Raw genomic sequence first — 22,028 nt, 5'->3', positions numbered from 1 at the left:
TTGGTGGGTCGTGAAGGATTCGAACCTTCGACCAATTGGTTAAAAGCCAACTGCTCTACCAACTGAGCTAACGACCCGTAACTGGCGATCAGCGCCTTGACCCTGACCGATTCCGGAGTGACTCAGCACACACCGGAACTCTAATTTGGTGGGTCGTGAAGGATTCGAACCTTCGACCAATTGGTTAAAAGCCAACTGCTCTACCAACTGAGCTAACGACCCAAACGAGGCGCATATAGTAATGATTTTTTGGCGTTGATCAACCCTTTTTCTCAGGTTTCTCAACATTTCTCCCACAGCGGCTTATCAGTTGTTTCAAGAGTCCAGGAACTTCTGCGCCAGATTGGCGGCACTGCTGTTCGGGTAGTCCCTGATCACTGTCTCCATGCGTCGCTTGGCCTCCTGTTTCTCACCAAGCCGATCCAGGGTAACTCCCAACTTGTAAACGGCATCCGGGGCCTTGCGGTGATCAGGATAACGCGTGGCGACAATGGTGAAAGCCTGCTTTGCCTGCTCCAACTGGGGCTTGACCAGGTATACCTCACCCAGCCAGTAATAGGCATTAACCGTCAGATCGCCTTCCGGGTATTTATCGATAAACTCGTAAAGCCGGCCGATAGCCTCGTCATAGTTTTTCTGATTCCGGATCAGATCCTGAATCGCCTCGTACTCCTTACGCTCCTCCGCACCGGGCTGTCGGTATTCCTTCGTAACGGTACCGGCATTTCCGGCCGCACTCGCTGCCGCCCCACCGACCGGTGCAGCACCCGCGGGTTGTTCGGAGACCTTCTCGGAAAGATCGAGTATGCGCTGATCAAGATCGATGTAACGGTCCCGCCCCTGCTCCTTCAGGCGATCGATCTGATACTTCTGCTCCTCCACCTGGCCCTGCAAGCGCCGCACTTCGCCCTGCAACTGCTGGATCATGTAGAACAGCTCAGCGGTGGCCTGACTGCTATTCGCCTTGCGCTGGGCTTCCGAACTGCTGTTCTGAAAAGCCTGCGTAGATGACTGCGCCAGCGCCACTCCCGTCTGCCCAAAGGCAAACGGGAGAATCACTGCCGCCATGAGTAATTTTCTCATGGGCATTCCTGACATCTGGTGTGTTTACTCGAACACGAGCTCCACACGACGGTTTTGAGCCCAGGCACTTTCGGTTGAGCCCATAACCGCCGGTTTCTCTTCACCGTAGCTTACGGTTTCCATCTGGCCGCGTGAAGCGCCATTAACTACCAGGAAGCGCTGGATCGCGTTGGCACGGCGCTCGCCAAGTGCCAAGTTGTACTCCTTGGTTCCTCGCTCGTCGGCATGACCTTCAAGACGAACCTGCTGACCAGGGTTATTCGCCAGGAACTGGGCATGGGCAACCAGGACATCACGGGCTTCAGCCTTGATCTCTGCAGTATCGAAATCGAAGTAGAACGTTGTGATATCGCGCAGAGCTTCCTGTTCAGCCTGCTGCTGAGCTGCCATACGCTCTTCTTCGGTCATTGCGGAGGACGAGATACCGTCCTGATCACCGCCGCCGTAGACAGTGGAACCGCCTTCCTGATCAATAGCATCCACATCAGAGCCGTAGGCACCCTCATCTACGGTTTCGCCGGTAGAGCTACAGCCGGCAAAGAGGCCAGCAGACAACAAAACGGCAAAAAACTTGGATTGAACTGACAACTTCATAAAACTTTCCTTTCAGTTGATTGACTTGTTTAACGAATCATTTTACGGGCAGCTGTGGGCACCCGTTACCGCACCAGCGGCCCCCACGCCGGTTCGCGCACATCACCTTCTGCCGCAGGCAAGCTGTAGGCAGCACCACCGTCGACGGAAATCACTGTGAGCACGCTGTCTGAACCCTGCTTGGTTGCATAGATCAGCATTCGACCGTTCGGGGACACACTTGGGGATTCATCGGATTCTGTACGGGTAAGGATGGTTTCCTCACCGGTGTCAAGATTGGTTCGGGCAATATGAAACGCGCTGTTCCGTTGATGCACGTAGTAAACGAAATCGCCGGTATTATCAGGCCGGGGGCGGGCGTTATAACGACTACCAAAGGTAATACGACGGGGAGCCGCCCTTTCGCTTTCCTTGTGGTAGATCTGGGGGCCGCCCGACCGGTCAGACGTGAAGAACAGGCCGTCGCCGGTGTGATCCCAGCTTGCTTCGGTATCGATAGCCCAGTGATTGGTCACTTTGGTCAATTCGCGGCTGGCGAGATTCATCCGGTAGATTTCTGCATTGCCGTCCTTGGACAGCGTCATTAGCAACGACCGGCCGTCATTGGACCAGGCCGGCGCCGAATTCAGGCCCGGGAAATCGGCCACTGCGGACCGGTTCCCGCTCGCCAGCTCGTGAACAAAGATGACCGGCTTGCCGGTTTCGAACGACACATACGCAAGCTTCTTACCATCGGGCGACCAAGCTGGCGACAGGATCGGCTCCTGACTCTCCAGCCGGATTCTGGCGCGCTTGCCATCGACATCGCTTACCTGCAACCGGTAACGGGGCTTGCCATTGAATCTATCCAGCGTGATGTAGGCCAGCTTTGTAGAGAAGGCCCCGGGCACGCCGGTGATGGCCTCGTATACCTTGTCGCTCACGTGGTGAGCGAGCGACCTGATGTTGGATGCAGGTGCAGCTGCGGTTTCACCCAGCAACCGCTCTTCCGTATTGACATCAAACAACTCGTAACGGGCCGAAACCCTGTCCCCATTTCGGGTCAGGCTGCCAACGAGCACATAGCGCTGGCCAAGCAGACGCCAGTCCCGGAAAAAGACCTCTTCCCGCCTGGAAGGAAGGCTCAGCATTTTTTCGGCCGGCAACGGGCGAAATTCCCCGCTCATGGCAAGGTCGCTGTGAACGATGTCTCCAACCTTATCACCCGGAGGCACCGCGCCACTCTCCGAGAACGGCACTACGGCGATCGGAACCGCAGAGTCAGCCCCTTCGGTAATCCGGATCAATAACTCGGCGTGCACCGTGTTCACCGACAGAATGAACAGGGCGGTCACTGCAAAGAGTTTTCGTAACGGCATAGTCCAAACCCGCTTTGTCATTGTGTCATCCGTTCCTTATCTCAACCGGCGAGGGTTGAACTCAATTGTAAACTGACGGAAATACCGCTCAAACGTGTCACGCTCATCCGGGATCGGGTACCGATTCAGCGAGCGAACCGCACTGAGCGCGGAATTATCGAACGCGGTATTGCCACTGCTACCCACCAGTTTGACACCCGCCAATTCACCTGTTGGCAGCAGGGTGATCTGCAGGCGGGCCGTCATCTCTTCAGTCGCCGAAGAAGGCGGATACCAGGCCTGACTGAGGCGTTCGCGAATCAACGCCTGATACTTTTCGCTTTCTGTTAGCATCTGCGCCTCTCGGGCCTTTGCTGCGGCCGCCTGGGCCTGCTTACGGGCCTCAGCCTCCTGCGCCTCACTGGCTTCCTGAGCCAGCGCCTCCAACTGTTGCTCTTTAAGACGGCGCTCGGCCTCAAGCCGCTTTCGCTCAGCTTCTTTTCGTGCTTCTTCCTCACGCTTTTTGCGTTCGGCTTCTTCCCGCTTTCGCTGCTCTTCCAGGCGACGCTTCTCTTCTTCTGCCTTGCGCTGAGCCTCTTCCTTCTTCCGACGCTGCTCTTCCTCGGCCTTCCTGCGCTCACGCTCCTTCGCTTCCGCCTCGGCTTTCTGCCGCGCGGCTTCCTTTGCTTGAGCAGCTTCCTCTTTTTTCCGCTGCTCTGCCAGCTGGCGTTTACGTTCCTGCTCCCGTGCCTCGCGCTCTGCTTCTTCCCTGGCTTTCTTTTCTGCCTCGCGTTGGGCCTGCTCCTTTCTCTGCTCCTCGGCCTTCCGCTTTTCTTCAGCCTTGCGTTTTTGCTCTTCCTGACGTCTCTCTTCCTCACGATCAGGTTGATCGACCGGTTCCACAACGGGACTGGGCTCCGGCTGCTGCTGTGTAATCAACCTGGCCGAAATGCTGCGTGGCGGCGGTTCATGGTCCGGACTGGTCCACGTCCAGCCCGCCAGAGCTACACCAATAATCAAAAGGTGCAGCGTTACCGACATTGCCACCGGAGATTTCCAGGGCGATACGCCAGTGCTGGTTACTTCGCGCTCGTGACCTATCACAAAAAACCTACCTGCACTGGTATCACTTGTCGTCCAGGGGCGCTTCGGTGATCAAGCCGATGCTGCTTGCCCCGGCACCCTGCAATTCGGACATAAGACGAACCACCATCCCGTATTCGACGTGTTCGTCACCACGCACCAATATCTCACTGTTGGCACGCTGGGACAGAATCTTACCAACCTGCTCACGGACCTCGCCCAGAGACATGGGATCACTACCCTGGTCACCCACTTCGACGTAATAGGCGCCATTGGTATCGACGGACACCACGATCGACTCAACATTCTTGGCGGCCTGGATGGGGTCGGAAGTAGTTTCCGGCAAGTCCACCTTCACCCCCTGGGTCAGCATTGGCGCGGTGACCATGAATATCACCAACAACACCAGCATCACGTCGATATAGGGAACGACGTTGATCTCCGACATTGGCTTTCGCCGGTGTTGCGGCATCATTCCCATGCCCTTCATGGCGCTACCCCCCGACCTTTAGAAGAAACAAGCATTTACGCCGCACTCTTTTCGCTGTTATGAACACGACGATGCAGGATACTGGAGAATTCCTCGGCAAAGGTTTCATAGTTTTTGAGCAGAGCGTCAGCCATCGCTGCAAACCGGTTGTAGGCGATGACCGCCGGAATGGCCGCGAAGAGGCCCATGGCCGTGGCAATCAGAGCCTCCGAGATGCCCGGCGCCACGGTCGCGAGTGTCGCCTGCTGCACCTGGGCCAGACCACGGAACGAGTTCATAATGCCCCAGACCGTACCGAACAGGCCGATGTAGGGACTGGTCGAGCCCACGGTTGCCAGAAACGGCAGGTGGGCTTCCAGACGTTCCTGTTCCCTTGAAAAGGCCACACGCATGGCACGCTGCGTGCCTTCCATGACCGCATCTGCATCGCGGCTCTGCTGACGTAGACGGGAAAATTCTTTGAACCCGGCCCTGAACACCGATTCCATGCCCGAAAATGGCGTCGGTTCGGCGTTCACCTCGCGATAGAGCTGGCCAAGGTCCATACCGGACCAGAACCGCTCCTCAAAAGCCAACTGGGACTGCTTGGCCTTGCGAAACACCTGAAGGCGCTGAAAGATCAGCGCCCAGGACATGACGGATGCCAGGGCAAGGAGCAACATGACAAGTTGCACCAGTACACCGGCGTTGGACACGAGATACCAGACTGAAACTTCTGATTCCACCTTTTGCTCCTGGCTTATTCCGTTGTCTGAACGTTGCTTCTCAACAACGCCTGCATATTTTCGGGTAATCGTCGCGGGCGACCACTGTCCAGCGCCACACACGCGACTCGAACGTCGGCCTCACACAGAAGTGTGCGATCTTCGGCGCGCAAGACCCGTTGTTTAAAGTCCATCCACACTCGCCCAAAGGCATCTGGCTCTGCGGTAACCAGCAACTGGTCGTCCAGCCGGGCCGGTACCGAATAATGGATCGCCATCCGCTGGACAACATAGCTGATGTTTTCAGTCAGACCGGCACGCAGTCCGACGCCGCAGCTACGAACCCATTCTGTGCGGGCTCTCTCCATGTAGTGCAGGTATTTGGCATGGAACACGATGCCCCCCGCATCCGTGTCTTCGATATAGACGCGGACCGGCAGCTCAAAAACACGACGTTCCTGAGGATCAGCCAAAAAGGTCGTCCTCCCGCCCGGACTTTTGCGGTACCACCCCAAAATGCTGATAGGCATTGGAGGTAACCATGCGTCCTCGGGGCGTTCGAACCATGAACCCCTGCTGTATCAGGAAGGGTTCGAGTACATCCTCAATGGTGCCTCGCTCCTCACTGATTGCCGCGGCGAGACTCTCGACTCCCACCGGACCACCGTCGAATTTTTCAATCATGGCGAGCAGCAGGCGACGATCCATGTGATCGAAGCCCTGGCCGTCCACTTTGAGCATATTCAGTGCCTGATCTGCGATATCCGAGTTGATGTGACCATCAGAACGCACCTCGGCGAAATCGCGAACACGGCGCAGCAAGCGATTCGCGATTCGCGGCGTCCCCCGGGAGCGTCTTGCGATCTCAAATGCACCCGCTTCGTCGATATGCACCGAGGACAGACGGGCCGACCGTATAATGATGCTGGTCAGGTCCTCGGTGTTGTAAAACTCCAGACGCTGGACAATGCCAAAACGATCCCGCAACGGTGAGGTCAACAGGCCCGCTCGCGTCGTTGCGCCCACAAGGGTAAACGGCGGCAAATCCAGTTTTATTGAGCGCGCCGCCGGCCCTTCACCAATCATGATATCCAGCTGGTAGTCTTCCATTGCGGGATACAGAACTTCTTCCACGGCGGCGCTGAGGCGATGAATTTCGTCGATAAAGAGGACGTCGCCCTCTTCCAGATTGGTAAGCATGGCAGCAAGATCGCCGGCTTTCTCCAGCACTGGCCCGGACGTCGTTTTGATCGAAACGCCCATTTCGTTGGCGATTATGTTGGCCAACGTGGTCTTGCCAAGGCCCGGCGGGCCGAAAATCAGAACGTGATCAAGCGCTTCCTGACGGCCACGGGCGGCAGAGATAAAAATATCCATCTGCTCACGAACCGCTGGCTGTCCGACATACTCGGTCAGCAAGGTGGGACGAATCGCCCGATCCTGCACCTCTTCGTATTCACCGGCCCGGGCTGAGATCAGTCGGTCGGATTCGATCATGGCATCATCCGTTTGTTAGGAATCAACATCGTGCCTTAGCGCTTGCGTCAGAGTTAAATCGTTGCCCCAATTGTACAAACAGTCCAAGGGGTGTCACGTTACGCTCTCTACAGGTTTGGTGCCATACCGGCGACATATCAGGCTCGGGTTGATCAAGCCGGAATCATATTGCGCAAGGCGAGCCTGATCAGCGCTTCGCTCGACATGCCATCCTCGGCGACCTTGCTGATCGCTTTGGCTGCCTCCTGAGGCTTGTACCCCAGCGCAATGAGAGCCGCCTCCGCCTCGTCTCTGGGATCCTGACCCCGCATCGGCAACTTCTGACCTGCCATACCCGATCCTGTCGCATCTTGCGACGTGGGCACGAATTGTCCTTCAAGTTGCCCTATCCGATCGGTCATTTCAATAAGCAGGCGCTCTGCTGTTTTCTTCCCGACGCCCGGCAACTTGACCAGCGCATTGGCATCACGCGCCTCTACACACCGGATAAACTGCTCGGCATCCAGGCCGGAGAGAATACCAACCGCCAGCTTGGGCCCCACGCCATTAACCTTGATAAGCAAACGGAAAAGATCGCGATCAAGGCGTGATGCAAAGCCATATAAGCTATGGGCGTCCTCGCGGACCGCAAAATGGGTATGGAGGGTCACTTCCTGACCGGTTTCGGGGAGATGAAAGAAAGTGGTGAAAGGGATATCAACTTCATAGCCCAGTCCGGCGCACTCCACCAATGCCTGACCGGGTGCTTTTTCAACCAGTATTCCTCGGATACGACCTAGCAAAGGGACTCTCCTGTCGCTCCTGAGAGCGGGTTATTTTTGTCGCATTCGACCGCCTCGGACCTTGCCTCCTGCGCCGGCGACCCTGAGCACGCTCTGGCTCATGTGCGCGTGACACAGCGCAATGGCAAGAGCATCGGCCGCATCCGCCTGGGGTTTCCGGGAAAGGGCCAACAAGGCCTGAACCATATGCTGAACCTGCGACTTATCCGCGCCACCCTTTCCGACGACTGCCTGCTTGACCTGACGGGCGGAGTATTCGTGAACGGCCAGCCCACTGTTGGCGGCACTGACAATGGCCGCACCTCGAGCCTGCCCCAGCTTCAGTGCAGAATCCGGGTTTCGTGCCATGAACACCTGCTCGATGGCGAACTCTTCAGGACGATATTCACCGATGAGGGTCGCGAGACTGTGAAAAATCGTCTGGAGGCGCTCCGCCATTGGCTTTTCGCCGACACGAATACAGCCGCTATCAATATACTCAATATTACGGCCATCGGCGCGGATAATTCCGAAACCGGTGATCCTCGATCCGGGGTCTACACCCAGAATGATCGGCAAATCGATACCCCTGTCGCTTCAGAGCGAATCCATGATGTCACCGGAAATATCGGCGTTGTGATAAACGTTCTGGACGTCATCAAGGTCTTCCAGCATATCGATCAGCTTGAGAATGGTTTCCGCGCCGTCGCGGTCCAGTTCGACCCAGGTCGCCGGCACCATAGTCACTGCCGCGCTGTCAGGTTTGAGCCCGGCGGTCACCAGCGCTTCCTTGACGTCCAGAAACTGTTCGGGGGTGGTGACAATCTCGAAGGAGCCGTCATCCTGCCCCGCCAGATCCTCAGCCCCGGCCTTCAAGGCGGCCTCCATCAGCGTCTCCTCGGACACGTCCGGCCCGTAGCTGATGATACCCTGCTTGCTGAAAAGATAGGCCACCGAACCGTCGGTACCGAGATTGCCTCCCATCTTGCTGAAGGCGTGCCGGATTTCCGCCACGGTGCGGTTCTTGTTGTCGGTCATTGCTTCCACGAAAATGGCCACACCGCCCGGACCATAGCCCTCGTAGGTGAGCTCTTCGTAGTTGCTGTCATCACCACCTCCAGCACCCCGCTCGACGGCACGCTCGATGGTGTCCTTCTTCATGTTGGCCGTGAGCGCCTTGTCGATCACCGCCCTTAACCGCGGATTGTCTTCGGGATTGCCTCCGCCCTGGCGGGCGGCGACGGTCAGCTCACGGATAATTTTGGTGAAGATTTTACCCCGCTTGGCATCTTGAGCTGCCTTGCGGTGTTTGATGTTGGCCCATTTACTGTGACCAGCCATAAAACAACTCCAGCTCTGACCGGGGGCGCGAAGCCAGGCGCGCCCCGGCGCTCAGAATTTACTCGCCTGCCGCGTTCTCACTTCCGGCCTTGTTGCCTTCCACCGCTTTGGCAGACTTTCTCCGGCGAATGTGCAGCTCGCGCAACTGCTGGTCATCCACTTCGCCCGGAGCCTGAGTCATCAGACAGGTGGCACTCTGGGTTTTCGGGAACGCAATGACATCACGAATGGATGAAGCCCCGGTCATCAGCATGACCAGACGGTCCAGGCCAAAGGCCAGGCCACCGTGAGGCGGACAACCGAACTTCAGAGCGTCCAGAAGGAACCCGAACTTGGCGCGCGCCTCTTCCTCTTCGATACCCAGGATGCGGAAGACGGTCTCCTGCATCTTTTCATCGTGGATACGGATGGAACCGCCACCCAGCTCGGTACCGTTCAGCACCATGTCATAGGCCCGAGAAAGCGCAGTTGCCGGGTTGGCGGCAAGTTCATCCGCACTGCAGGATGGTGCCGTGAAGGGATGGTGAATCGCGGTCAGACCGCCATCCGGAGTTTCCTCGAACATCGGGAAATCAACAACCCAGAGCGGCGCCCACTCGCTCGTGAGCATATCCAGGTCATGGCCGACCTTGATACGCAGTGCACCCAGCGCCTCATTAACAACCGTGGTCTTGTCTGCACCGAAGAAGACAATATCTCCGTCCTCGGCACCCACGCGCTCCATTACGGCCTGAGCGACGTCGTCACCCAGGAACTTGATGATCGGTGACTGCAGGCCTTCAACACCCTTGGACAGATCATTCACCTTGATGTAGGCCAGCCCCTTCGCCCCGTAGATACCAACAAACTTGGTATAGTCATCGATCTGTTTACGGGTCAGATCGCCGCCTTTCGGCACCCGCAGCGCGGCCACACGGCCTTTGGGGTCCCTGGCAGGGCCGGCAAAAACCTTGAAGTCCACGTTTTCAACCAGATCCGCCACATCAATCAGTTCCAGCGGGATACGGAGGTCCGGCTTGTCGCTTCCATACCGCTGCATAGCCTCGGAATGCGGCATGCGAGGGAAGCTTGGCAGTTCGACGTCGAGCACATCCTTGAACAGGGACCGGATCATGTCCTCATTGAGCCCCATCAGGGTTTCCTCGTCGATGAACGAGGCCTCAATATCCACCTGGGTGAATTCCGGCTGACGATCTGCCCGGAGGTCTTCGTCACGGAAGCACTTGGCGATCTGGTAGTACCGGTCAACGCCCGACACCATCAGCAACTGCTTGAACAGCTGAGGAGACTGGGGCAAGGCGAAGAAGGAGCCTTCGTGGGTACGGCTCGGAACCAGGTAGTCACGGGCACCTTCGGGAGTGGCGCGGGTCAGTATCGGAGTTTCCACGTCCATGAAACCGTTGCCGTCCAGATAGTTTCGAATGTAACTGGTCACGCGTGACCGGAACCGCATGCGGTTGATCATTTCCGGGCGTCGCAGGTCTACGAAACGGTAACGCAGGCGCACGTCCTCGCCCACATCCACGTGCTCGTCCAGCGGGAACGGCGGTGTGGCAGCCGCATTGAGGATGTCCAACTTCTTGCCAAGAAGCTCAACCTGGCCCGTAGGCATGTTGCTGTTTTCGGTACCCGCAGGGCGACGGCGAACCCGGCCAGTCACTTTGATAACGAACTCGCTGCGAACTTTTTCCGCCAGGGCAAAGCTTTCTGGAGTGTCGGGGTCTACAACCACCTGGGAGATACCATCCCGATCCCGCAGATCAAGGAAAATAACACCACCGTGATCACGGCGGCGATGTACCCATCCGCAGAGTGTGACTTCCTGATCGATGTGGGATTCGTTGATCCCACCGCAATAATGACTGCGCATACCGGTTCCCGTTGTATCTGATGTGTGCTTAATGTCTGGCAAGCAAGCAGGCTTGGCTCACTTTGCTGCAAAAAATTGGGCCGCAAAAAAGACGTGGCGACCATACTGGAAAAGCCGCCCATTATAAACACAATGACGCTGAAAATCAGGCGTCATTCTCGGCGTACTCCGCGTCCGGATGACTCACCGTCGACAGATCGCTAGAATGCACCGTTCACGCAGTAATTGGAGCCTAACTTGTCGTCCAGAGCCGAGCAGAAACTTCGTACCCGTCGCGCACTGATGGATGCTGCCCTCGCCCAATTGAGCGCCGATCGAGGCTTTGGCAGCCTGAGCCTGCGTGAAGTTGCCCGGGAAGCGGGAATTGCGCCCACCTCGTTCTACCGCCATTTTTCAGAGCTGGACGAACTGGGCCTTGCGTTGGTCGACGAGGGCGGGGTGGCCCTGCGCCAATTGATGCGCCAGGCCCGCAAGCGAATTGCCCGGGACGGGAGTGCCATATCCACATCGGTGGAAACCTTTATGGAGTACCTCGGCAATAACGCCAACCTCTTCCGGCTGATGCTCCGGGAGCGCACCGGAGTATCCAAGCCCTTCCGGACCGCGATCAAGGCGGAGATTGACCACTTCGTGACGGAACTGGCGGACGATCTTCATCGCGTTGCCGAGGAACAGGGCAAACCCCTGTCGGATTCGCGCCTGGTGGCGGAAGCCATGGTTACCCTGGTCTTCAATCAGGGCGCGGAAGCACTGGACGCGACGAACAGGGAACGGGACGAATTGAAGGTTAAGCTCAAAACAGAACTGAGAATGATCCTGGTCGGATCACAGACACTGGCGCGCAGAAAGCCGCCACAAAAAACTTGAGGGTTTTGGAACCTTTTCGGGAATCCTTACGTGATCTGGTCTGGAAGACGATACACCTTCCATTGTTGAGTCGTTACCTTTCCAGGTAGCTTTTCGCCCGCCATCATGGCGGGCTTTTTTAACCGCCTACCTCAAACGCGCCAGAACCGGGGCAAGTTGCTCCCGGACGACTTCCGACTCCTCGTCATTATAGGGCACTGGCGGCCGCACACCCCAAACCGGACCAGGCCAGGCCGGATCCCCCTCAAAACGCACAATGTGATGCAGATGAAGCTGGGGCACCATATTGCCAAGAGCGGCAACGTTCATCTTGTCACCCGAGAACAGCTCCATCATGCCGCGACTCAGGGTTGACGACTCGTGCATCAGGCGTTGCTGCTGCGAATCACTCAACTCGAAGATCTCCCGGATACCGCCAACAGCCGGCACCAACAGCAACCAGGGCCAGGTGCGATCGTTCATCAGTCGAATCTCGCACAGTTGACTGAACCCCAGTCCGATGGTGTCCGCCGCCAAACGCTGGTGAAGCTGAAACTCCGGCACCTGACTCATAATCACACCGTATGGAACTGATTTCTGCCCCGCCCTATGGCGTAGTAGATCAGGCCATAGCGCTCCAGCATTTCGGGTTCGTAGAGATTCCGTCCATCAAACACCGCAGGCTCTCGCAGAGCCGACGCGACCACATCAAAGTCCGGGGAGCGGAATTCCTTCCATTCAGTACAGATCGCAAGAACATCCGCCCCTTTAAGGGCCTGCTCTTTGGTTCCGCACAGCGTCAGCCCATCTCGATCACCATAGATACGCTGGGTCTCTTCCATTGCCTCCGGATCGAACGCCTGCACTGTGGCCCCCGCTTTCCAAAGATCTTCCATCAGGGTCCGCGAAGAGGCTTCCCGCATGTCATCGGTGTTGGGCTTGAATGCCAGGCCCCACAACGCTACGACCTTTCCGCTCAGGTTTCCCCGGAAATAATGGGAAACCTTGTCGAACAGAACATGTTTCTGCGCGTAATTCACCGACTCGACGGCATTCAGCAGACGAGCGTCGTAATCGCAGTCGCGGGCGGTGCGGGAGAGTGCCTGTACGTCCTTGGGGAAACAGGAGCCGCCGTAGCCACAACCCGGATAGATGAAGTGGTAACCGATGCGAGGGTCCGATCCGATGCCCTGACGCACCGCCTCGATGTCCGCACCGAGACGTTCAGCCAGATTGGCAACCTCGTTCATGAAGCTGATCTTGGTCGCAAGCATGGCGTTCGCAGCGTACTTGGTTAGCTCTGCCGACCGGACATCCATGAAGATCATCCGGTCCCGTGACCGGTTGAACGGATAATAGACTTCCCGCAGCAGCTCCGCAGCCCTGTCACTGTCGGTACCCACTACAATCCGGTCCGGCTTCATAAAATCATTGATGGCAGCCCCTTCCTTGAGGAACTCGGGGTTAGAAACCACATCAAATTCGAGCTCAAGATTTCGGCTATCCAGTTCGGCACGCAAGGCAGCCCGCACTTTATCCGCGGTTCCCACGGGCACGGTGGATTTGTCGACCACCACCTTGTAATCATCCATGTACTGCCCGATGGCACGGGCAACCGCGGTAACATACTGCAGGTCTGCCGAGCCGTCTTCATCGGGAGGCGTGCCCACCGCGATAAACTGCAGGGTACCGTGCCTGACCGCTTTTTCAGTATCCGTGGTAAATGCCAGCCGCCCGGCTTCAACCGTATGATTGACGATCGCCTTGAGGCCGGGTTCGTAGATCGGGATCTGACCATTCTCAAGTTTATCGATCTTGGCCTTATCGACATCCATGCACAGGACATGATGCCCCACATCCGCCAGGCACGCGCCAGTCACCAAACCAACGTACCCGGTACCAAAAATCGTAATTTTCATCCATTCAATCCTGATACTGTTAAGACAAGAATTTCAGCTCTCAGCTTGGAGAATCTTTACGCTTCTGCCAGATGGCTTCCCAGGCCAGCGCAGTCCCGACAATGGTTTCGAGGTTGTCGTAGTTCGGAGTCCAGCCAAGCGTTTGCCTGATCCGCGCATTATCGGCCATCAAGGCCTCCGGATCGCCGGTACGACGACCGGTCTCGGCAACCGGGAAATCGACGCCGGACTGCCTCTTGACGACGTCGATTACCTCATTAACCGTGAATCCCCGACCATACCCACAGTTCAGCACCCTGGACTCTCCACCCCGGGCCATATAGTCGAGCGCCATGACATGGGCCTTGGCCAGATCTTCCACATGGATGTAATCCCGTACACAGGTGCCGTCACGGGTATCATAGTCCGTGCCGAACACACTCATCCCCTCTCTCTGGCCGGTCACGCACTCACAGGCAACCTTGATCAAATGGGTTGCCTCAGGCGTTGCCTGACCCAGCAATCCATCGGGGTTTGCACCCGCCACATTGAAGTAGCGAAGAATCACGTAGTTGAGGTCGGAAGCGGCAGCCAGATCCATGATCATCCGCTCGCTCATCATCTTGGAAGCGCCGTAGGGGTTGATTGGCGCCAGTGGCATATCTTCCGTCAGGACGGTCTCGTCCGGCATGCCATAAACTGCTGCGGTGGATGAAAACACCATGTAGGGGACCTGATGCCTTTCCACGGCCTGCAGAAGGTTCAGGGTGTTACGGGTGTTATTGCTGTAGTACTTGAGGGGATTGGCGACCGACTCGGGCACCACGATATTGGCGGCGAAGTGCAGTATCGCGTCGAACCTGTGGTTTGCAAAGACTTCTTCGATCACGGCCTCGTCGGCCAAGTCGCCAACGATGAGCTCCCCGGCTGTCACCGCCCAGCGATACCCGGTCGAGAGATTGTCGAGGACGACGATGTCGTGCCCAGCCTGCCCCAGCTGACGTACAACATGGCTGCCGATATAACCTGCTCCACCGGTAACTAGCACTTTCATGACGTAGATTTACTCCTTCCCTGAAGACTGATTACGCTTTTGCCGGATCTCTTTCCGCCGCGCGCTAAAAAAGCCGCTGATAATCTCGCTGCAGCGACGCTCAAGCACTCCGGACACTACCGCCACTTCCCAGTTGAAATGGGGTTCTTCCAGCGTCCGACGCGCCGACTCTACAGCCCCGGCCTTGGGCTCCGGAGCTCCATAGACCAGCCGACTGATGCGGCTGTGCACAATCGCACCGACACACATTGTGCAAGGTTCCAGCGTTACATAAAGCACCGCGCCCGACAAACGGTAATTTCCCAGTCGGGCGGCAGCATCACGCAGGGCCCGTATTTCAGCATGAGCAGTGGGATCGCACTGGGAAATCGGGGCATTGAAGCCTGCCCCCACCTCTTGACCGTCCAGCACCACCACGGCGCCAACCGGAACCTCGCCAACGCTGGCAGCCTGAGCCGCCAATTCAAGCGCTCGTCCCATCCAGTGTTCGTCTGTCGCATCAGGCTCTGCTAGCGGATGCATGCCCGGCGATCACTCCCACTCAATGGTTGCAGGCGGCTTGGACGAGACGTCGTAGGTCACCCGGGAAACACCGGTAATTTCGTTGATGATGCGATTGGAGACGGTTTCCAGCAGATCATAGGGCAAGTGGGCCCACCGCGCGGTCATGAAGTCGATGGTTTCGACGGCACGCAGGGCAACGACGTACTCGTACCGACGGGCATCGCCAACCACACCAACGGATTTCACCGGCAGGAAGACGGCAAAAGCCTGACTCGTCTTGTGATAAAGGTCGGCCCTGTGCAACTCCTCGAGGAAAATTGCATCGGCCCGGCGCAGGATATCCGCGTACTCCTTCTTGACCTCGCCCAGAATACGCACTCCCAGCCCCGGTCCCGGGAACGGGTGGCGGTAGACCATGTCATAGGGCAAGCCCAACTCAAGGCCGATTCGGCGAACTTCATCCTTGAACAACTCACGCAATGGCTCGACGAGCTTGAGCTTCATGGTTTCAGGCAGACCACCAACGTTGTGGTGCGACTTGATCACGTGCGCCTTGCCGGTTTTCGACGCGGCGGACTCGATGACGTCCGGGTAGATGGTGCCCTGCGCCAGCCAGTTCACATCCTTGATGGTCGTGGCCTCTTCATCGAACACGTCGATAAAGGTGTTACCTATGATCTTGCGCTTCTGCTCGGGATCGCTCACGCCCTTGAGCTTGGACAGGAACAGATCCTCAGCATCCACCCGGATAACCTTGACGCCCATGTTGCTGGCAAACATGTCCATGACCTGATCACCTTCATGCAGGCGCAACAGTCCGTTATCCACAAAGACACAGGTCAGTTGTTCGCCGATAGCCTTGTGGAGCAGTGCTGCAGTCACGGAGGAATCCACACCGCCTGACAGCCCCAGAAGAACCTTGTCGGAGCCGACCTGCTCACGAATCTGACGTACTGCATCATCCACGATCTTGGCCGGCGTCCAGAGCGCCTCACACTGGCAGATATTGAGGATGAAATGTTCGAGAATGCGTTTGCCCTGCAAGGTATGGGTAACCTCCGGATGGAACTGCACGCCGAAGAGATTTCGGCTGAGATCCTGCATCGCAGCAATCGGAGCGCTTTCCGTGGAAGCCAGCAGCTCAAACCCTTCGGGCATGACCACGACCTTGTCACCATGGCTCATCCAGACATCCAGCAGAGTATCCCCGGTGCCGGTCAGATGATCGGTAATATCCTGCAGCAGCGGACCGGCCGCGCGGACTTTCACCTGTGCATAGCCGAACTCGCGCTTCTCGGAACTGGCTACACGCCCCCCGAGCTGCTCCGCCATGGTCTGCATGCCATAACAGATACCCAGAATGGGAATTCCACGCTCAAAGAGGCCTTCCGGTGCTCGCGGCCCACCCAGTTGGGTAACTGATTCGGGACCGCCGGCAAGGATAATGCCCTTTGGGTTGAACTCATCAAGCTCTTCATCGGTGATATCGAACGCCTTGATTTCACAATAAACGCCGATTTCCCGTACCCGGCGCGCGATCAACTGGGTGTACTGGGAACCGAAATCGAGAATCAGGATGCGGTGGTCATGAATGTTCTGGGCCATGGAGTCCTCGGGTCAGAAATAAATAACGCGGCTCCATGGGAGCCGCGTTGGGGTAGAGCCAGTGTTAGCCGATACGGTAGTTCGGGGCTTCCTTGGTGATGGTCACATCGTGCACGTGACTCTCACGCATGCCAGCATTGGTAATGCGCACAAATTCCGGCTTGGTGCGCATTTCTTCCATGGTGGCGCTACCGGTGTAGCCCATGGAAGCGCGCAAACCACCAATAAGCTGGTGAACGATGTTCCGCATGGGGCCCTTGCAGGCGACACGTCCTTCAATACCCTCGGGAACCAGCTTCTCGATTCCCTTACTCGCGTCCTGGAAGTAGCGGTCGCTGGAGCCCTGCCCCATCGCGCCGATGGAACCCATGCCGCGGTATGCCTTGTAGCTGCGCCCCTGGAACAGCTCAACCTCGCCCGGAGCTTCGTCGGTGCCGGCCAGCAGGCTGCCAATCATGACACTGTGGGCGCCAGCAGCGATGGCCTTGGCAATATCGCCGGAGAATCGAATACCACCGTCAGCAATCAGCGGAACCCCCCGGTCTTTCAGTGCCGCTGCAACATTGGAAACGGCTGAAATTTGCGGGACACCGATGCCCGCCACGATACGAGTGGTGCAAATGGAACCGGGCCCGATGCCGACCTTAACCGCATCCGCACCAGCCTCAGCCAAGGCAATCGCGGCGTCAGAAGTGGCAATGTTACCGCCGATTACCTGAACTTCCGGGAAGTTCTGCTTCGCCCAGCGAACCCGATCAATAACGCCTCTGGAATGACCGTGGGCGGTATCGATCACGATCACATCCACGCCGGCCTCCGCAAGCGCCGAAATGCGCGCCTCGGTGTCACCGCCAGTGCTCACTGCAGCCCCAACACGCAGTCGACCCTGGTCATCCTTGCAGGCGAGCGGGTAGTCCTTGGCCTTCTGAATATCCTTGACGGTAATCAGGCCGCGCAACTGGAAGTTGTCGTTGACGACTAACACTTTCTCGATGCGATGACGGTGCAGCAGTTCCTTCACGTCATCGAGGCTGGCACCCTCTTGCACGGTTACCAGTTTGTGCTTCGGCGTCATGATATCCCGCACCGGTGTATCCATGCGGCTCTCAAAACGAATATCGCGACCGGTAACAATACCAATCAGGTCATTGCCATCAACCACCGGCAGACCGGAAATACTGTTTGCCATGGTGATATCAACCAGTTCCCGCACGGTGGTGTCCGGGGAAACGGTGATGGGGTCCTTGACTACGCCACTTTCGAATTTCTTGACCTTGCGAACCGCTGCTGCCTGTTGCTCGACCGTCATGTTCTTATGCATGATACCGATACCGCCTTCCTGAGCCATGGCGATCGCCAGCTCGGCATCAGTAACCGTATCCATCGCAGAGGACAGCAGAGGGATATTGAGGGTAATCTCCTTGGTCAACTGGGTCTGCAGACTGACCTCATGAGGGAGAACTTCGGAATATCCGGGGACCAGCAGAACATCATCAAATGTGAGGGCTTCTTCGGCAATTCGCAGCATTGGGATCCGCCTTTTGAACGTGCTAAGTTGGGAGTTTCCCTGCTGCACCCGCGGCGGCACAGCAAAGCAAAATCCTTAATCGATCTATTATAAAGGGGTGCTGGTTTTCAGTAAACCGCGCCTTTTTGAGGGTTCGATTGCATCTTTTTGAAATTTGGCTATTTTTACCCTCCCACTTTTCGGCTATTGCGTATGGATGACTACGGTACACCGCGGACGAACCCTCTGCTTCAGGACACAAGGCCAAGAGCTCTGAGCGTAAGTGAACTCAACCACCAGGCACGCCACCTGCTGGAATCGAGTTTTATGCAGGTCTGGGTCGAGGGCGAATTATCAGGATTTTCAAGGCCATCCTCCGGCCACTGGTACTTCTCGCTGAAAGACCGGAAATGCCAGGTACGATGTGCCATGTTCCGGGGTTTCAATCAGCGCATTCGCAATCTACCCAAAGAAGGCGACCAGGTCCGGATTCGCGGCAAAGTAACGCTGTACGAGAATCGCGGCGATTTCCAGATCATAGTCGAACACATTGAGCCCGCCGGACTGGGGGAGCTGCAGCAGGCCTTCGAGGAACTCAAGCGCAAGCTACAAACCGAGGGGCTGTTCGATGCCGCAAGAAAGAAATCCTTGCCTAAAACGCCAGGCCACATCGGCGTAATCACCTCGCCAACCGGTGCCGCTATCCATGACATCCTTACGGTGCTTGCCCGAAGATGTCCGGCCATCCCGGTCACCCTCTACCCCACCGCGGTGCAGGGCAAGGCGGCTACAAAGGACATCGTCCAGGCCATTGAACGCGCACAAACCCACGGCGTTGCCGATGTTCTGATCATCGGTCGCGGAGGCGGCTCGCTGGAGGACCTCTGGTGCTTCAATGAGGAAGCCGTGGCCCGCGCCATGGCCAATTGCCGAATACCTACGGTAAGTGCCGTCGGACACGAAGTGGACGTAACCATTGCGGATTTTGTTGCCGATCTCCGCGCACCCACACCCTCGGCAGCCGCTGAAAAAATTTCGCCCGACCAACAGGATTGGCTGAGACAGATTCAGGAATGGGAGCACCGGCTCGCCAATGCAGCGCGGCGCGCCTTCAAGCGATTCGGAACCCAGCTGGAACACCTGGGAGCCCGCCTCCGGGATCCGAGACGGGATTTGCTGGAAAAGGCACAAAGGATGGATGATCTGGAGCTTCGCCTGAACAAAGCGATGGTCCAGCGCACCGAGCGACTCAGGGTACGGAGCGAGCATCTTGGCCAACGGCTCGCCCTGCAATCCCCCCGCCGTCAACTGGTCAACGGCCAGGAGTCAGTTGCCCGCACCAGTGAGCGCCTGGGCTCAGCCATGCGACTTCGGCTCAGACAAAGGCGGGAACGACTGGAGCACATGGCCCAGACCCTCCATGTCGTTAGCCCCCTGGCCACGCTAGGGCGTGGCTATGCCATTGTTCGTGACGACGAGGGCCGCATAATCCGCGACGCTGCTGAAGTCCGTCCCGGCGACGGAATTACAGCCCGAATCGCCCAGGGCGAAATATCCGCCAGAGTGACCTCCGTCAATTCCTCCGGGGATTAATGCACAAAAATGGCGCAACTAAGCCAATGGTCTACTAGTCCATGATTTCAAACGGCCTAGAGTTGTTCAGAAAGACAACAAAACAACAATTAGGCAGAATGAGGTGGAATGTATGGACTACCACTCCGAGTTTCGGCGTTCGATTGCTCAACCGACCGACTTCTGGCGTGAACAGGCAGAGCAAATCGAATGGATCGAACCGCCTAAAACCATCTGGACACCGACTGACAATGGTCACGGACAATGGTTTCCAGACGGCGTTCTGAACAGCTCCTATGTCGCCCTGGACGCGAACATTCTTGCCGGACGTGGCGACCAGACGGCACTCATCTACGATTCTCCGGTCACCAGCACCAAGCGCGCCTACACCTATCAGGAACTGACCGATGCGGTAGCCCTGTTCGCTGGCGCACTGACCGCCAGGGGCATCTCCAAGGGTGACCGGGTCATAATCTACATGCCGATGATTCCGGAAGCAGTCATCGCAATGCTCGGCTGCGCGCGCATCGGCGCAATCCATTCCGTGGTTTTCGGCGGCTTCGCCTCTCACGAACTGGCGGTACGGATTGACGATGCCAAGCCCAAGGCCCTGATTACCGCCTCCTGCGGCATCGAGATAAACCGGGTGATCGAATACAAGCCTTTGGTGGACAAGGCAATTGAACAGGCCGACCACAAGCCGGATAGCTGCATTGTGTATCAGCGCCCTCAAGCCAACGCCGAATTGCACCCCGGCCGGGATTTTGACTGGAATGAGTCCGTCGCCGCTGCGACGCCCGCAGACCCTGTGCCCGTCAAGTCCACAGACCCGCTGTACATCCTGTACACCTCCGGCACAACCGGAAAACCCAAAGGAGTGGTTCGAGACAATGGCGGGCATGCGGTCGCACTGACCTACAGCATGAAGCTGGTTTATGACGCCAATCCCGGCGACGTATACTGGGCCGCCTCCGACGTAGGCTGGGTGGTTGGCCACAGCTACATCGTATATGGGCCGCTGTTCGCTGGCTGCACAACCATCCTGTACGAAGGCAAGCCGGTGAAAACCCCCGACGCCGGAGCGTTCTGGCGCGTGGTTCAGGACCATGGTGTGAATCTTCTGTTTACGGCTCCTACCGCTTTTCGTGCCGTTCGCAAGGAAGATCCGGAGGCCGACCACCTGTCCCGTTATGACGTAAGTTCACTGAAACGAATCTTTCTTGCCGGCGAACGCCTCGATCCACCGACCTACGACTGGCTGAACGAGCACACCAATCTGCCGATTCTCGACCACTGGTGGCAGACCGAAACCGGTTGGGCCATCTGCTGCAACCCCGTTGGCATCGAGATGATGAAAACCAAACCGGGTTCGGCGACCGTGCCCTCGCCCGGCTTTAACGTGCAGGTCGTGGGTATGAACGGGCGCCAGATGCCAGCCGGCGAGCAGGGACAGATCGCGGTCAAACTGCCGCTACCGCCAGGGTGCCTGCTAACCGTATGGGGCGACGATGCCCGTTTCCAGAAAAGCTATCTCGAACCCATTCCGGGTTATTACAGCTCGGGTGATGGCGGCTTCATCGACGACGATGGCTACGTCTTCATCATGGGGCGGACAGACGATGTCATTAACGTGGCCGGACACCGGCTTTCGACTGGTGAAATGGAGGAAGTGGTTGCCTCGCATCCAGCCATTGCCGAATGCTGTGTTGTGGGTGCCCACGACGACCTCAAGGGCCAGGTGCCGGTTGGATTGGTGCTTATCAAAGACGGAGCGACCATCGACCACGACGAGCTCGAGGATGAACTGGTCGAAATGGTTCGGGAAAAGATCGGTGCCATTGCCTGTTTTCGCAGGGCTATAGTGGTTGATCGGTTACCCAAGACCCGGTCGGGCAAGATTCTCCGACGGGTCATTCGCCAGATTGCCGACGGAGAGCGGTACACGGTCCCCAGCACTATTGACGATCCCGCGATTCTGGACGAGATCAGCGAGCACTTCCGAGGCTGAATCCCGTCCAACAGAAAACCTCCCGACCTCCTTCAGGAGGCTCGGGAGGTTTTGCATGCCCATTTGTTCAAATGATTGTTTTTGAAACACTAAAAACCCTCTTGAAACAAGCAAAAAAAGCGTTGACGACCCCCAATCTCGGTCTATACTGAAATTGCTGTGAAAATACAGCGGTATTTGGTGAAAGCGCTATAACGTCCTGCCGAAGTGCTCTTCGTTGCTCCTTCCTCAGTACTCTCTGGATTTCTCAGCATGGATTCCATAAGGAATATGA

Annotated in this window: 21 protein-coding genes and 2 tRNA genes; 3 read left to right on the top strand and 20 right to left on the bottom strand. The window is 57.2% G+C overall.

The genetic code is table 11. The features are described 5' to 3' along the window. Position 1 precedes the first annotated feature (1 nt). The 14 genes from QQF73_RS08305 to aspS all read right to left on the bottom strand — a co-directional run bounded on the left by QQF73_RS08305 (position 2) and on the right by aspS (position 10,760). Positions 2-77: transfer RNA gene (locus tag QQF73_RS08305), tRNA-Lys, on the bottom strand. Between the two features lie 69 nt (positions 78-146). Further along, positions 147-222 (bottom strand) — tRNA-Lys (locus QQF73_RS08300). A gap of 93 nt (positions 223-315) precedes the next feature. Beyond that, positions 316-1,083, bottom strand: coding sequence for a tol-pal system protein YbgF (gene ybgF, locus QQF73_RS08295; RefSeq protein WP_285367842.1), 768 nt, complete (start codon positions 1,081-1,083; stop codon positions 316-318). Between the two features lie 24 nt (positions 1,084-1,107). Next, positions 1,108-1,677, bottom strand: coding sequence for a peptidoglycan-associated lipoprotein Pal (gene pal / locus QQF73_RS08290; protein WP_219865964.1), 570 nt, complete (start codon positions 1,675-1,677; stop codon positions 1,108-1,110). A gap of 65 nt (positions 1,678-1,742) precedes the next feature. Next, the gene (gene tolB, locus QQF73_RS08285; RefSeq protein ID WP_228743384.1) at positions 1,743-3,035 is read right to left on the bottom strand and encodes a Tol-Pal system beta propeller repeat protein TolB; all 1,293 of its coding nucleotides are present in this window, start codon (positions 3,033-3,035) and stop codon (positions 1,743-1,745) included. A 36-nt stretch (positions 3,036-3,071) separates the two neighbouring features. Then, a complete protein-coding gene (tolA, locus tag QQF73_RS08280) occupies positions 3,072-4,061 on the bottom strand; it encodes a cell envelope integrity protein TolA (RefSeq protein ID WP_219868022.1) in 990 nt (329 codons plus the stop codon). A gap of 79 nt (positions 4,062-4,140) precedes the next feature. Continuing rightward, positions 4,141-4,587, bottom strand: coding sequence for a protein TolR (gene tolR, locus QQF73_RS08275; RefSeq protein WP_219865966.1), 447 nt, complete (start codon positions 4,585-4,587; stop codon positions 4,141-4,143). A 35-nt stretch (positions 4,588-4,622) separates the two neighbouring features. Further along, the gene (gene tolQ, locus QQF73_RS08270; RefSeq protein WP_219865967.1) at positions 4,623-5,312 is read right to left on the bottom strand and encodes a protein TolQ; all 690 of its coding nucleotides are present in this window, start codon (positions 5,310-5,312) and stop codon (positions 4,623-4,625) included. Between the two features lie 14 nt (positions 5,313-5,326). After that, positions 5,327-5,764 (bottom strand): tol-pal system-associated acyl-CoA thioesterase, encoded by a 438-nt coding sequence (ybgC, locus tag QQF73_RS08265; RefSeq protein WP_228743298.1) that lies wholly within the window; start codon positions 5,762-5,764, stop codon positions 5,327-5,329. Further along, positions 5,757-6,788, bottom strand: coding sequence for a Holliday junction branch migration DNA helicase RuvB (gene ruvB, locus QQF73_RS08260; RefSeq protein WP_285367841.1), 1,032 nt, complete (start codon positions 6,786-6,788; stop codon positions 5,757-5,759). The genes ybgC and ruvB overlap by 8 nt, the downstream gene beginning before the upstream one ends. A gap of 152 nt (positions 6,789-6,940) precedes the next feature. Then, positions 6,941-7,570, bottom strand: a complete 630-nt coding sequence (gene ruvA, locus QQF73_RS08255; protein WP_219865970.1) for a Holliday junction branch migration protein RuvA — start codon at positions 7,568-7,570, stop codon at positions 6,941-6,943. Positions 7,571-7,600: 30 nt separating this feature from the next. Continuing rightward, positions 7,601-8,128 carry a crossover junction endodeoxyribonuclease RuvC gene (ruvC, locus tag QQF73_RS08250; RefSeq protein ID WP_219865971.1) on the bottom strand — a complete coding sequence of 176 codons (528 nt, stop codon included), beginning with the start codon at positions 8,126-8,128 and terminating at the stop codon, positions 7,601-7,603. Positions 8,129-8,146: 18 nt separating this feature from the next. Further along, on the bottom strand, positions 8,147-8,890 hold the full coding sequence (locus tag QQF73_RS08245) for a YebC/PmpR family DNA-binding transcriptional regulator (protein WP_285367839.1): 744 nt from the start codon (positions 8,888-8,890) through the stop codon (positions 8,147-8,149). Positions 8,891-8,948: 58 nt separating this feature from the next. Continuing rightward, positions 8,949-10,760 (bottom strand): aspartate--tRNA ligase, encoded by a 1,812-nt coding sequence (gene aspS, locus QQF73_RS08240; RefSeq protein WP_219865973.1) that lies wholly within the window; start codon positions 10,758-10,760, stop codon positions 8,949-8,951. Positions 10,761-10,997: 237 nt separating this feature from the next. Here aspS and fabR point away from each other — a divergent pair, with 237 nt between their 5' ends. After that, a complete protein-coding gene (gene fabR / locus QQF73_RS08235) occupies positions 10,998-11,627 on the top strand; it encodes an HTH-type transcriptional repressor FabR (RefSeq protein WP_219865974.1) in 630 nt (209 codons plus the stop codon). Positions 11,628-11,753: 126 nt separating this feature from the next. Here the strand turns inward: fabR and QQF73_RS08230 are convergent, their stop codons facing one another. From QQF73_RS08230 to guaB, 6 genes are all read right to left on the bottom strand, one after another. Further along, positions 11,754-12,179, bottom strand: a complete 426-nt coding sequence (locus QQF73_RS08230) for an HIT domain-containing protein (RefSeq protein WP_285367837.1) — start codon at positions 12,177-12,179, stop codon at positions 11,754-11,756. Between the two features lie 2 nt (positions 12,180-12,181). After that, on the bottom strand, positions 12,182-13,525 hold the full coding sequence (locus QQF73_RS08225; RefSeq protein WP_219865976.1) for a UDP-glucose dehydrogenase family protein: 1,344 nt from the start codon (positions 13,523-13,525) through the stop codon (positions 12,182-12,184). A 40-nt stretch (positions 13,526-13,565) separates the two neighbouring features. Beyond that, positions 13,566-14,558: a UDP-glucose 4-epimerase GalE gene (galE, locus tag QQF73_RS08220; protein WP_219865977.1), complete on the bottom strand. Its 993-nt coding sequence runs from the start codon at positions 14,556-14,558 to the stop codon at positions 13,566-13,568. A gap of 9 nt (positions 14,559-14,567) precedes the next feature. Further along, positions 14,568-15,080: a tRNA adenosine(34) deaminase TadA gene (gene tadA / locus QQF73_RS08215; RefSeq protein WP_285367836.1), complete on the bottom strand. Its 513-nt coding sequence runs from the start codon at positions 15,078-15,080 to the stop codon at positions 14,568-14,570. Positions 15,081-15,089: 9 nt separating this feature from the next. Beyond that, the gene (guaA, locus tag QQF73_RS08210; protein WP_219865979.1) at positions 15,090-16,667 is read right to left on the bottom strand and encodes a glutamine-hydrolyzing GMP synthase; all 1,578 of its coding nucleotides are present in this window, start codon (positions 16,665-16,667) and stop codon (positions 15,090-15,092) included. 64 nt (positions 16,668-16,731) lie between these two features. Next, positions 16,732-18,195 (bottom strand): IMP dehydrogenase, encoded by a 1,464-nt coding sequence (guaB, locus tag QQF73_RS08205; protein ID WP_219865980.1) that lies wholly within the window; start codon positions 18,193-18,195, stop codon positions 16,732-16,734. A 192-nt stretch (positions 18,196-18,387) separates the two neighbouring features. Here guaB and xseA point away from each other — a divergent pair, with 192 nt between their 5' ends. Then, entirely contained in the window at positions 18,388-19,767 is a 1,380-nt protein-coding gene (xseA, locus tag QQF73_RS08200) for an exodeoxyribonuclease VII large subunit (RefSeq protein ID WP_219865981.1), read from the top strand. A 112-nt stretch (positions 19,768-19,879) separates the two neighbouring features. Further along, complete coding sequence (locus tag QQF73_RS08195) at positions 19,880-21,754, top strand: propionyl-CoA synthetase (protein WP_219865982.1); 1,875 nt, start codon at positions 19,880-19,882, stop codon at positions 21,752-21,754. Positions 21,755-22,028: the final 274 nt, after the last annotated feature.

Origin of the sequence: Marinobacter albus, assembly GCF_030238305.1 — a bacterium.
GTDB classification, from domain to species: domain Bacteria; phylum Pseudomonadota; class Gammaproteobacteria; order Pseudomonadales; family Oleiphilaceae; genus Marinobacter; species Marinobacter albus.
Note: the sequence above shows the minus strand (reverse complement) of the source record. Positions and strands in the feature narration are given on the sequence as shown.

Excerpts from the sequence above, each read along its gene's own strand:
- ybgF (WP_285367842.1), bottom strand. The coding sequence starts at position 1,083 with ATGAGAAAATTACTCATGGCGGCAGTGATTCTCCCGTTTGCCTTTGGG.
- pal (WP_219865964.1), bottom strand. The coding sequence starts at position 1,677 with ATGAAGTTGTCAGTTCAATCCAAGTTTTTTGCCGTTTTGTTGTCTGCT.
- tolB (WP_228743384.1), bottom strand. The coding sequence starts at position 3,035 with ATGCCGTTACGAAAACTCTTTGCAGTGACCGCCCTGTTCATTCTGTCG.
- tolR (WP_219865966.1), bottom strand. The coding sequence starts at position 4,587 with ATGAAGGGCATGGGAATGATGCCGCAACACCGGCGAAAGCCAATGTCG.
- ruvB (WP_285367841.1), bottom strand. The coding sequence starts at position 6,788 with ATGATCGAATCCGACCGACTGATCTCAGCCCGGGCCGGTGAATACGAA.
- QQF73_RS08245 (WP_285367839.1), bottom strand. The coding sequence starts at position 8,890 with ATGGCTGGTCACAGTAAATGGGCCAACATCAAACACCGCAAGGCAGCT.
- aspS (WP_219865973.1), bottom strand. The coding sequence starts at position 10,760 with ATGCGCAGTCATTATTGCGGTGGGATCAACGAATCCCACATCGATCAG.
- QQF73_RS08230 (WP_285367837.1), bottom strand. The coding sequence starts at position 12,179 with ATGAGTCAGGTGCCGGAGTTTCAGCTTCACCAGCGTTTGGCGGCGGAC.
- QQF73_RS08225 (WP_219865976.1), bottom strand. The coding sequence starts at position 13,525 with ATGAAAATTACGATTTTTGGTACCGGGTACGTTGGTTTGGTGACTGGC.
- galE (WP_219865977.1), bottom strand. The coding sequence starts at position 14,558 with ATGAAAGTGCTAGTTACCGGTGGAGCAGGTTATATCGGCAGCCATGTT.
- tadA (WP_285367836.1), bottom strand. The coding sequence starts at position 15,080 with ATGCATCCGCTAGCAGAGCCTGATGCGACAGACGAACACTGGATGGGA.
- guaA (WP_219865979.1), bottom strand. The coding sequence starts at position 16,667 with ATGGCCCAGAACATTCATGACCACCGCATCCTGATTCTCGATTTCGGT.
- guaB (WP_219865980.1), bottom strand. The coding sequence starts at position 18,195 with ATGCTGCGAATTGCCGAAGAAGCCCTCACATTTGATGATGTTCTGCTG.
- xseA (WP_219865981.1), top strand. The coding sequence starts at position 18,388 with ATGGATGACTACGGTACACCGCGGACGAACCCTCTGCTTCAGGACACA.
- QQF73_RS08195 (WP_219865982.1), top strand. The coding sequence starts at position 19,880 with ATGGACTACCACTCCGAGTTTCGGCGTTCGATTGCTCAACCGACCGAC.